The sequence below is a fragment of the Streptomyces flavofungini genome, from assembly GCF_041028215.1.
Taxonomy (GTDB): Bacteria; Actinomycetota; Actinomycetes; order Streptomycetales; family Streptomycetaceae; genus Streptomyces; species Streptomyces flavofungini_B.
In genome coordinates this window covers 1-10,515 of the sequence record NZ_JASKYR010000237.1, presented here as the reverse complement: position 1 = coordinate 10,515, position 10,515 = coordinate 1, and the positions used below count along the sequence as shown (strand labels likewise).

Genomic DNA, 10,515 nt, shown 5'->3' with positions numbered 1-10,515 from the left:
GATCATGAGCCCGCTGGAGCTCGCCGAGGAGGMCCAGCGGCAYGWCRTCRYCGYSCTKSYSSACCACAYCCKCGGCGAGCGCGAGTACGACCTGCCGCACGACCACATCGCGATCGACAACGTCGCCGCGGCCCGTACGGCGGTGCGCCATCTGATCAGCAGGGGCCGGGCCAGCATCGCCTATCTCGGCGCCCGCACCGATTCCGCCAATCGCCCCGCCCACCTGCGCCTCAAGGGCTGGCGCGAGGAGCTGACGCGGGCCGGGATCGCCGCTCCGGACAGCCTGGTGGGCCCGGTCGGCGGCTGGAACCGCTGGGACGGCGCGAAGGCCATGGCGCGGATGCTGGACGCGGGGGTGCGGCCCGACGCCGTGTTCGCCTACAACGACCTGGTGGCGATCGGTGCGATGCGGGTCCTGCACGAGCGTGGCCTGCGGGTTCCGTGGGATGTGGCGGTGGTCGGTTTCGACGACATCGCCGAGGGGCAGTTCGGGGCGGTCACCCTGACCACGGTCTCGCCGGACAAGCAGGCCATCGCGCGGCTCGCCGTGGAGTCGCTGCTTCGCAGTCTGGGGGGCGGCGCGGAGCCCGGCGGACGTACGCTGACCGCGGAGTTCCGGCTGGTGGAGCGGGAGAGCACGCTGGGGCGGCGGTGAGGTCCCGCCGCCCGTCCCCGGGGGCGCCGGGGAGGCCGCCGGAGTGCGGGGAGGGTTTACAGCCACCTTCCAACGATGTAAAAAGCTCCCCGTACCGCCGAGTTGACCGTAAGTGCCGATCCTGCCGTGAGCGCTCTCAGTGCCCGGGGCCGTGCCGTTTTGGGGACTCCATGAAGCCGAACACCCTTCTTCGCCGTACCTCAGCCAGGACTCTTCTCGCCGTCGGCCTCGCGGCGAGCCTCGCCTTCACCGCCGGGTGCGCCAAGTCCGAGGACGACGCCTCGGACAGCGGCGGCTCCGCCGCGGGCAAGGGCGACTCGGGCCAGGTCGTCTCCGGGGAGGGTTCGGGACCGACCTGCGCGATCGGCGCGTACGGCGGCAAGAAGACCGACCTGAAGACGGCGACCGTCGGCTTCTCGCAGTCCGAGAAGGAGGCCAACCCCTTCCGCATCGCGGAGACCGCCTCCATCAAGGCCGAGGCGGAGAAGCGGGGCGTCAAGCTGCTCACCGCCAACGCCCAGTCGCAGTTCTCCAAGCAGATCAGCGACGTGCAGGACCTGATAGCCAAGGGCGCGGACGCACTGGTCATCGCGCCGCTGAACTCCGACGGCTGGGAGCCGGTGCTGCGCGCGGCGAGCGCCAAGCACATCCCGATCGTCACCGTCGACCGCAAGATCAACGCCAAGGCCTGCAAGGACTACGTGAGCTTCATCGGCTCCGACTTCGTGGAGCAGGGCAAGCGCGCCGCCGACCGGATGATCGAGACGACCGGCGGCAAGGGCAAGATCGCGATCCTGCTCGGCGCGGCGGGCAACAACGTCACCACCGAGCGCACCAAGGGCTTCACGGACCGCCTGAAGGAGAAGGCGCCCGGCCTGAAGGTCGTCTTCAAGCAGACCGGTGAGTTCGCCCGCGAGAAGGGCCAGCAGGTCACCGAGCAGCTCATCCAGTCCAAGCCCGACATCACCGGGATCTACGCCGAGAACGACGAGATGGGTCTCGGCGCCGTCAACGCCCTCAAGGGCGCGGGCAAGAAGCCCGGCGACGTCAAGATCGTGACGATCGACGGCACCAAGAACGCCGTACAGAAGATCGTCGACGGCTGGATCGACGGCGTCATCGAGTCCAACCCGCGCTTCGGACCGCTGGCCTTCTCCACCCTGGACTCCTTCACCAAGGGCGAGAAGGTGGGCCAGGACATCGTCATCCAGGACAGCGCCTACACCAAGAAGAACGCCGAGGCCGACCTCTCCAAGGCCTACTGACGTGCTCTCCGTATCCGGCCTGAGCAAGTCCTTCCCCGGCGTACGCGCCCTGGACGACGTCGACTTCACCGCCCGCGCCGGTGAGGTGCACGCCCTGATCGGCGAGAACGGCGCGGGCAAGTCCACGCTCATCAAGGTCCTGACGGGGGTGTACCGGCCGGACGCCGGCGAGGTGACGTACGCGGACGCCCCCGCGCACTTCGCCACCCCCCTGGAGGCGCAGCACGCGGGCATCTCCACGATCTACCAGGAGGTCAACCTCGTCCCCCTGATGAGCGTGGCCCGCAATCTCCTCCTCGGCCGCGAGCCGCGCAACCGGTTCGGCCTGATCGACTTCCGCCGTATGCACCGGGAGGCCGACGAGGCGCTGCGGGACCTCGGCGTACGGGTGGACGTGCGCCGCCCGCTGCGCGAACTCGGCGTCGGGGCCCAGCAGATGGTCGCCCTCGCGCGGGCCGTCTCGGTCGACGCCCGCGTCGTCATCATGGACGAGCCGACGTCCTCGCTCGAACCGCGCGAGGTCGAGACGCTGTTCGGCGTGATCCGGGTGCTCCGCGAGCGCGGCATCGCGGTGATCTACGTCAGCCACCGCCTGGACGAGCTGTACGCGGTGTGCGACGCCGTCACCGTGCTCCGCGACGGCAAGGTGGTGCACACCGGCCCCCTGGCCGAACTCGACCGGCTGCGCCTGGTGGCGCTGATGCTCGGCCGGGAGATCGGGGAGGTCGCCGACGAGGGGGTCACCAAGTTCAGCGGTGCGCACCACGCCGAGTCCGAACCGGTGCTCCGCGCCGAGGAGCTGTCGGTACGCCACCAGCTCAGCGGCGTGTCGGTGGCCATCCGCCCCGGCGAGGTGGTGGGCCTCGGCGGGCTGCTCGGCTCGGGCCGCAGCGAGACGGCCAAGGCCATCGCGGGCGCGCTGTCGCCGGACTCCGGCCGGGTCACCGTGGCCGGCACGCCGGTGCGCACCGGCTCCACCCCGGCCGCGATCAGGGCGGGCATCAGCCTGCTCCCCGAGGACCGCAAGGCGGAGGGCATCGTGCCCGGCCTCTCGGTGCGCGAGAACATCGCCCTCGCCGCGCTTCCCCGCCTCTCCCGGCTCGGCCTGGTCGACGAGTCCCGTATCGACGCGATCGTGGACACGTTCATGAGGCGGCTGCGCATCAAGGCGTCGGGGCCGCACCAGAAGGTGGGCGAGCTCTCCGGCGGCAACCAGCAGAAGGTGCTGCTCGCCCGCTGGCTGGCGATGAACCCCAAGGTCCTCCTGCTCGACGAGCCGACGCGCGGCATCGACGTCGGCGCCAAGGCCGAGGTGCAGAAGCTCATCGACGAACTGGCGGCGGACGGCCTGGGCGTCCTGCTGATCTCCTCCGACATGGAGGAGCTGGTGGAGGGCTCGGACCGGGTGATCGTCCTCAAGGACGGCGCGGTCATCGACGAGCTCACCGGCTCCGCTGTCACCCCCGACGCCCTCCTGCGCGCCATCGCCAGTACGGGAGCCACCGCCACCACGGGAGCCACGACGTCATGACCGATCTCGCCCTGGGCCGCCCGGCGGCCGACCGCGACCGCGTGCTCCGCCTCCTCCAGAGCTACGGCGTCTACCTGGGCGTGGCCGTACTCCTCCTGGTCAACATCCTCTTCACCCCGCACTTCCTCTCCGGCGAGAACTTCCGCACCCAGGCCGTGCAGGTCGCCCCGGTCCTGATCGTGGCGCTCGGCATGGCCCTGGCCATCGGCAGCGAGGGCGTGGACCTCTCCGTCGGCTCGGTGATGGCCCTCTCCACCTCGCTCATCTCGCTCTATCTCGGGTACGGGATGTGGGTCGCGCTCCTCGTGGCCGTGCTCGGCGGCATGGTGATCGGCTTGGCGAACGGCTCCCTCGTGGCCTTCATCGGCGTCCAGCCCATCGTCGCCACCCTGGCCCTGATGGTCGCCGGACGCGGCCTGGCCCTGGTGCTCCTGCCCCAGCTCAAGGACGTTCGCGACCCGAACATGGCCTCGCTCGGGTCCGGCGCGCTGCTCGGCATCCCGTATCTGGTGATCATCGCCGCCGCCCTCGCGCTGCTCGTCGCGTTCGTCGTGCGGCGCACCACCTTCGGCCGCCAGCTCCTCGCCATCGGCGACAGCCGCCCGGCCGCGCAGCTCGCGGGTCTGCCGGTGCGCCGCGTTTTGATCTGCGTGTACGTGGCCTCCGGGGCGCTGGCCGCGATCGCGGGGCTGCTCGCGACCGCGCGGCTCTCCGCCAGTGACCCGACGTCGCTCGGCAATCTGATGGAGCTCTCCGCGATCACCGCCGTGGTGGTCGGCGGCACCCCGCTGAGCGGCGGCCGGGTCCGGATCGGCGGCACCGTCGCGGGCGCGGTCCTGATCCAGCTCCTGACGGCCACCCTCATCAAGCACGACCTGCCACCGTCCTGGACGCAGATCGCCCAGGCCGTGGTGATCGTCCTCGCCGTCTACGCGGCCCGCGAGAGGGGCAAGCGATGACCACCGACACCAAGACCACGGCGGACGCCATGAAGACCGCCGCCCCACCCGGCACGGACGCGGCGGCACCGGAGGGCGCGACCCGCGGCGAGCGGCTGAGCGCGCTGGCCCAGCAGCACGGCGCGCTCGTGACGCTGGTCGTGGCGGTGCTCGTCGCCTCCCTGGCCTTCGACACCTTCATGACGGCCGACAACATGGGGAACATGGCGGTCTCCTCCGCCTTCCTCGCGGTCGTCGCGCTCGGCATGACCTTCGTCATCATCACCGGCGGCATCGACCTGTCGGTGGGCTCCCTGTTCGCCCTCGGCGGGGTGCTCGCGGCCTGGGGATCGCAGTACGGCACGGTGGTCGCCCTGCTGCTTCCGCTGGCCGTCTGCGGGCTGATCGGCCTGGTCAACGGGCTGCTCATCGCCCGCTCGCGGCTCGCGCCCTTCATCGTCACGCTCGCGGCGATGCTCGGCGCGCGCGGCATCATGCTCGCGGTCACCGACGAGGGCTCCCAGACCTACCTCGTCGACAAGGACACCTTCTTCGCCACGCTCGGCCAGGGCAAGCTCCTCGGCATCGGCGCCCCGGTCTGGATCACCGTCGCCCTCTTCGTCGCGGGCGCGGTCGTACTGCGCCGCACCCGCTTCGGGCAGTACGTGTACGCGGTCGGCGGCAACGAGGACGCGGCGGCGCTCATGGGCGCCCCCGTGGCCCGTACGAAGGTCGCCGTGTACACCGTCTCCGGGCTCTGCGCGGGCCTGGCCGGGGCGCTCAACGCGGCCTGGCTGGTCTCCGGGGTGACCATCCTCGGCTCCGGCATGGAGCTGGAGGCGATCTCCGCCGTCGTCATCGGCGGCACGCTGCTGACCGGCGGTTTCGGGTTCATCAGCGGATCGCTGGTGGGCGTGCTGCTCCTGAAGGTCATCCAGAACGTCATCAACCAGATCGGCTCGCTCGACTCCGCCTACCAGCAGGTGGTCAGCGGCGCCTTCCTGGCGGTGGTGGTGATCGCCCAGACGTGGCTCGGCCGCAGGCGCAGGGTCCTGTGACCCCGCCCCGGCGCCGCCGCCACCCTCACATCGGCACGGTCTGCCCCTTGCCCAGGGCGATCACACCGGCCTTGGACACCGTGTAGAGCTCCGCGTCCCGCTCGGGGTTGACGCCGATCGTCGCCCCGGGCGGGACGTCGACGTTCTTGTCCAGGACGGCACCGCGCACCACCGCGCCCCGCCCCACCCGTACGTTGTCGTGCAGCACCGAGCCCTGCACGACCGCGCCCTCCTCCACGGTCACGCCGGGCGAGAGGACCGAGCGGGTGACCTGGCCGCGGATCACACAGCCGGGGCTGACGATCGACTCGCCCGCGATGCCGCCCGCGCAGAACTTGGCGGGCGGCAGACCGCCGGGGTGGGTGTAGATCGGCCAGCGCCGGTTGTCCAGGTTGAACACGGGGTGGTCGGAGATCAGGTCCATGTGCGCTTCGTAGTACGAGTCCAGGGTGCCGACGTCACGCCAGTAGCCGTGGTCGCGCGGGGTCTCGCCGGGGACGTGGTTGCCGTCGAAGTCGTAGACCTGCGCCATGCCGCGCTCGGTGAGCATGGGCAGGATGGAGCCGCCCATGTCGTGCGCGGAGTCCTCGTTCTCCGCGTCCTGCTGCAAGGTGTCCACGAGAACCTTCGTCGTGAAGACGTAGTTGCCCATCGAGGCGTACACCTGGTCGGGGGCGCCCGGCAGCCCCGGCGGGTCGGCGGGCTTCTCCAGGAAGCTCTCGACGCGGGTGCCGTCACGGGCGGGTGTGATGACGCCGAAGGACGGGGCCTCCGCGCGCGGCACCCTGATCCCCGCCACGGTCACCGCGGCGCCGTTGTCGATGTGCTGCTTGAGCATCTGCCGGGGGTCCATGCGGTAGACGTGGTCCGCGCCGAACACCGCGATGTAGTCCGGCTGTTCGTCGTGGACGAGGTTGAGGGACTGGAGGATGGCGTCGGCGCTGCCCAGGTACCAGCGCGGGCCCAGGCGCTGCTGCGCGGGCACGGGCGTGACGTAGTTGCCGAGCAGGCTGGACATCCGCCAGGTCGTCGTCACATGCCGGTCCAGGGAGTGCGACTTGTACTGCGTCAGGACGCAGACGCGCAGGATGTCGCCGTTGACGAGGTTGGAGAGGACGAAGTCGACCAGGCGGTACGTCCCGCCGAAGACGACCGCGGGCTTGGCCCGGTCGGCGGTGAGCGGCATCAGCCGCTTGCCCTCGCCGCCTGCGAGCACGATTCCGAGCACCGAAGGTCCACCGCGCATCCCAGCCTCCTACTTGTCGGCCTTGTCGGCGTGCAGGATCTCCTCGTACACCTCGACCGTCCGCCGGGCGACCGCGTCCCAGCCGAACTCCCGAAGGGCCCGCTCGCGCCCGGCCGCGCCCATCGCCCGGGCCCGCGCCTGATCGGTGGCCAGGCCGTTCATGAGCCGCCCCAGATCGCGCTCGAAGCCGAGCGGGTCCTTCGCCTCGTACGGCACGAGCAGGCCCGTGCCCCCGTCGTCCACGACCTCGGGGATGCCGCCGACCCGGGACGCGACCACGGCGGTGCCGCAGGCCATGGCCTCCAGGTTGACGATGCCCAGCGGTTCGTAGACCGAGGGGCAGACGAACACCGCGGCGTGCGTGAGGAGTTGGACGATCTCGGGGCGCGGCAGCATCTCAGGGATCCACTGCACGCCCGCGCGGGTACGGCTCAGCTCCTCGAAGAGCACCCGGAACTCCGCGTCGATCCCGGGGGTGTCGGGCGCGCCCGCGCACAGGATGAGCTGGACGCCCGGGTCAAGGGACCGCGCCGCACGGAGCAGGTGGGGCACGCCCTTCTGCCGGGTGATGCGCCCGACGAACAGGACGTAGGGGCGCCGGAGATCGATGCCGAGCCGCTCCAGGACGTCCGTGCCCGGATCGGGGCGGTACAGCGTGGTGTCGATGCCGTTGTGCACGACGCGGACCCTCGCCGGGTCGATGGCCGGGTAGCAGGCCAGGATGTCGTCCCGCATGGCGCCGGACACCGCGATCACCGCGTCGGCCGCCTCGGCGGCGGTGCGCTCGGCCCAGCTGGACACGGCGTACCCCCCGCCGAGCTGCTCGGCCTTCCAGGGGCGCAGGGGTTCCAGCGAGTGCGAGGTCATCACGTGCGGAATGCCGTGCAGGAGCTTGCCGACATGGCCCGCGAGCGCGGCGTACCAGGTGTGGGAGTGGATCAGGTCGCGCCCGGCGAGCGCGGCGGCCATCGACAGGTCGACGGAGAGGGTGCGCAGCGCGTCATTGGCACCGTCGAGCGCGGACCACGCCCGGTGCCGCACCAGACCGGCGGCGGCGCCCTCGCCCCAGCTGTGCACGTCGAGGTCGATGAGCGCCCTCAACTCCCGTGCCAGGAACTCCACATGAACGCCCGCTCCGCCGTACACATCGGGCGGGTACTCCCGGGTGAGCAGTCCCACTTTCACGCAGAACCCTCCGTCGTCCGCCTGAGGCCGGCCGCGCGCCTCCTCATGGTCACCCAGACGACGCCCGGTGGGAAGACCGCGTCGGCGGGCGTTCGAAGCAGCAGTCACCGCAGACACCGCCGTTCGGACACCGGTAGTACAGACAGCAGCTGCGGCGCCGGAACGCGGTGCCCGCGAGCGTGCCCGTGCCGCGCAGGGCGGGGTCGTCGAAGAGCGCGGCGGCCAGGGCGGCGCCCCGCTCCCCCACGTCCTCGCGGCCCGCCCGCACCGCCCACGCGTGCAGCTCGCGCGCCGCGCCCGCGAGCGCGGAGCCCGCGTTGCCCCACAGCAGGGCGGCGGAGATCCGGTGCCGGGCGCGCAGCGCCGCCGAGAGCGGCTCCAGGTGCCCGTGCTGGACGACGTTCCGTACGGTCGCCGCGAGGTCCGCTCCGCCCGCGCCGCCGCCGGGCAGCGGGCGCACCTCGGGCAGCCACAGATCGTCGGGCGAGGTGCCTTCGGGGTCCCAGCGCAGCAGGGCGGGGCCGAGGTCGGGCACCGCGCCGTACAGCGCCGCCGAACCGAGCGCGACGGACCAGAGCCGGGCGGCGAGCCCGAGCTGCGCCACGGACGCCGCGACGCGCTCCTCGGGGTCGCCGAGCCGCCGGGCCACCTCGGCGACCCGGAAACCGAGCGGATCACCGGCCGCCGGAGGCGGAGCGTACACATCCGCGAACGGTACGGAGCGGGGAGCGGACCCCGCGCGCAGCGCGAAGAATCCGCCGACGGAGCGCAGTTCTGCCAGGTCGATGAGGGAGGTCACGACAGCAGTACAGCAAGACCGTCGGGAACCGGACGCTCCGGGGGTCCACCCGTGCCCCTAGGGGGTAGCACGCCTTGGGGAGGAGTCCGCGGGGGCCGTACTCCATCGGTAGTAGGACCGATTGCCTGCTCAGGTACGACGACGCGGAGCGTTTTCAGCGGCAGCATTGACACCATGGAAGCCGACCGTTCGCCTCGCCGGGACCACCGGGACCACTGGGCACGCCGCACACAGCGGAGCACCTCATGAGTGCCCTCGCGCTGTCCGTCCTGCTCTCCCTCGTCTCCGCCGTGGCCTACGCGGGCGCGGCCATCCTCCAGGAGCGGGTGGCCGCCACGTCGCCGGGCCGGGCGTACGCACCGCTGCGCCGCGCCGCCTGGTGGTCGGCGATCGCGCTGAACGGCCTGGGCGCGCTGCTGCACGTCGTTGCGCTCGCGTACGGCCCGCTGAGCCTGGTCCAGCCGCTCGGTGCCCTCACCATCGTCTTCGCCCTGCCGATGGCTGCCGTGTTCGTGCGCCGCCGGGCCGGTGCCACCGCCTGGCGCGGCGCGATCATGGCGACGGTGGGGCTCGCCGGGCTGCTCTCGCTCACCTCGGCCTCCGGCTCGACGTCCCTGGCGGGCGCCGAGCGCCTGATGCTGGCCCTGGCGACGGGCGGCGGTGTCCTCGCCCTGATGGTCGCCGCGCACGCGGCACACCGGCACCCGGTGGTGCGCAGTGTGCTCCTGGCCTGCGGGGCGGGTGCGGCCTTCGGCATCGCGTCGGTGTTCACCAAGACCGTGGCGGTGGACCTGGACCGGGGCGTCCCGCTCCTCCAGCAGCTCCCGAGCCTCGGCGTGATCGCGGTCCTCGCGGCGGCCGGTGTGCTCGTCTCGCAGGCGTCCTACCGGGGCGCGGGCCTCGCCGCGCCCCTGTCCACGGTCACCGTCGTGAACCCGGTGGTCGCGGCGGCGGTCGGCCTGACCCTCTTCGAGGAAACCTTCCGCTACGGCACCCTGGGCACCGCTCTGGCGCTGGGCTGCGGTGTCGTGGCGGCGGGCGGCCTGATCCTGCTGACGACCGAGCGGATCGCGCGGGAGACGTCCACGGCGGCGGAGACGGTGTCGGGCGAGGGCTCGGCGGCGGAGCCCGGGGCCGGGGACGGCGTGGCGGCCGAGGCGGAGCCTCCCGTGCGGCGGCCGGCGACCGTGCCCCCGGTGGACGCGGCGCTCTCGGGATCGCCCCTGCCCGCGCTCCCCGCGCTGCCCTCCCAGCTCACCGTGGCGGCGCACGCGACGCACCGCGGGGTGCGGCACCGGCAGCCGCGGCACCGGGAGCGGATCGGCTCCTGAGCGCTCCCGGGCAGCGGGGTGTGAGCGGGGCCGTCAGACGCGCACGCCGTGGGCCCGCAGATAGGCGAGCGGGTCGATGTCGGACCCGAATCCCGGCCCGGTACGCATCTCGAAGTGCAGATGGGGCCCGGTGCTGTTGCCGGTGGACCCCGACCGGGCGATGCGCTGTCCGGCGCCGACCCGCTGCCCCGCCTTCACGGAGAGCGCGGAGAGGTGCCCGTACTGGCTGTACCTGCCGTCGGCGTGCCGGATGACCACCTGGTAGCCGTAGCTGCCGCCCCAGCCCGCGGAGACGACCGTGCCCGCCGCGACGGACTTCACGGAGGTCCCGGTGGGCACGGCGAAGTCGACGCCCGTGTGGTAGCCCTTCGACCAGGAGCCGCCCGCCGCGCGGTAGGGCGTGCTGGGCGAGGCGGCGACGGGGGCGGTGAACCCGCCCTGCTGGGTGCGGGGCGCGGGGGCCYTGGCGGAGCGGGCCTGCTCTTTCCTGGCGGGGGCCTTCTGCTG

Annotated in this window: 9 protein-coding genes and 1 pseudogene; 6 read left to right on the top strand and 4 right to left on the bottom strand. The window is 72.4% G+C overall.

The features are described 5' to 3' along the window. From AB8Z36_RS17995 to AB8Z36_RS17975, 5 genes and pseudogenes are all read left to right on the top strand, one after another. A pseudogene (locus tag AB8Z36_RS17995) lies at positions 1-655 on the top strand (LacI family DNA-binding transcriptional regulator); the annotation flags it as partial. 170 nt (positions 656-825) lie between these two features. Beyond that, positions 826-1,920, top strand: a complete 1,095-nt coding sequence (locus tag AB8Z36_RS17990; RefSeq protein ID WP_369214340.1) for an ABC transporter substrate-binding protein — start codon at positions 826-828, stop codon at positions 1,918-1,920. 1 nt (position 1,921) lies between these two features. Then, complete coding sequence (locus tag AB8Z36_RS17985; RefSeq protein ID WP_369214339.1) at positions 1,922-3,451, top strand: sugar ABC transporter ATP-binding protein; 1,530 nt, start codon at positions 1,922-1,924, stop codon at positions 3,449-3,451. Beyond that, positions 3,448-4,410 carry an ABC transporter permease gene (locus AB8Z36_RS17980; RefSeq protein WP_369214338.1) on the top strand — a complete coding sequence of 321 codons (963 nt, stop codon included), beginning with the start codon at positions 3,448-3,450 and terminating at the stop codon, positions 4,408-4,410. Before AB8Z36_RS17985 ends, AB8Z36_RS17980 begins: the two co-directional genes overlap by 4 nt. Before the next feature lie 29 nt (positions 4,411-4,439). Further along, positions 4,440-5,447 carry an ABC transporter permease gene (locus AB8Z36_RS17975; protein ID WP_369214341.1) on the top strand — a complete coding sequence of 336 codons (1,008 nt, stop codon included), beginning with the start codon at positions 4,440-4,442 and terminating at the stop codon, positions 5,445-5,447. A gap of 25 nt (positions 5,448-5,472) precedes the next feature. Here AB8Z36_RS17975 and glgC read toward each other — a convergent pair whose 3' ends face one another. The 3 genes from glgC to AB8Z36_RS17960 are packed head-to-tail and all read right to left on the bottom strand — an operon-like array spanning position 5,473 to position 8,677. Next, entirely contained in the window at positions 5,473-6,693 is a 1,221-nt protein-coding gene (glgC, locus tag AB8Z36_RS17970; RefSeq protein WP_369214337.1) for a glucose-1-phosphate adenylyltransferase, read from the bottom strand. 9 nt (positions 6,694-6,702) lie between these two features. Next, entirely contained in the window at positions 6,703-7,878 is a 1,176-nt protein-coding gene (glgA, locus tag AB8Z36_RS17965; protein WP_369214336.1) for a glycogen synthase, read from the bottom strand. Positions 7,879-7,927: 49 nt separating this feature from the next. Further along, entirely contained in the window at positions 7,928-8,677 is a 750-nt protein-coding gene (locus AB8Z36_RS17960; RefSeq protein WP_369214335.1) for a (2Fe-2S)-binding protein, read from the bottom strand. A gap of 245 nt (positions 8,678-8,922) precedes the next feature. On the opposite strand from AB8Z36_RS17960, the gene AB8Z36_RS17955 reads away from it, so the two are divergent. Beyond that, entirely contained in the window at positions 8,923-10,008 is a 1,086-nt protein-coding gene (locus AB8Z36_RS17955; protein ID WP_369214334.1) for a DMT family transporter, read from the top strand. Positions 10,009-10,041: 33 nt separating this feature from the next. On the opposite strand, the gene AB8Z36_RS17950 is transcribed toward AB8Z36_RS17955, so the two are convergent. Continuing rightward, a partial coding sequence (locus AB8Z36_RS17950) for a M23 family metallopeptidase (protein WP_369214333.1) occupies positions 10,042-10,515 on the bottom strand: 474 nt, incomplete at its 5' end.

Bases quoted from the DNA above. Each gene is read 5' to 3' on its own strand.
- AB8Z36_RS17990 (WP_369214340.1), top strand. From the start codon at position 826: ATGAAGCCGAACACCCTTCTTCGCCGTACCTCAGCCAGGACTCTTCTC.
- AB8Z36_RS17980 (WP_369214338.1), top strand. From the start codon at position 3,448: ATGACCGATCTCGCCCTGGGCCGCCCGGCGGCCGACCGCGACCGCGTG.
- AB8Z36_RS17975 (WP_369214341.1), top strand. From the start codon at position 4,440: ATGAAGACCGCCGCCCCACCCGGCACGGACGCGGCGGCACCGGAGGGC.
- glgC (WP_369214337.1), bottom strand. From the start codon at position 6,693: ATGCGCGGTGGACCTTCGGTGCTCGGAATCGTGCTCGCAGGCGGCGAG.
- AB8Z36_RS17955 (WP_369214334.1), top strand. From the start codon at position 8,923: ATGAGTGCCCTCGCGCTGTCCGTCCTGCTCTCCCTCGTCTCCGCCGTG.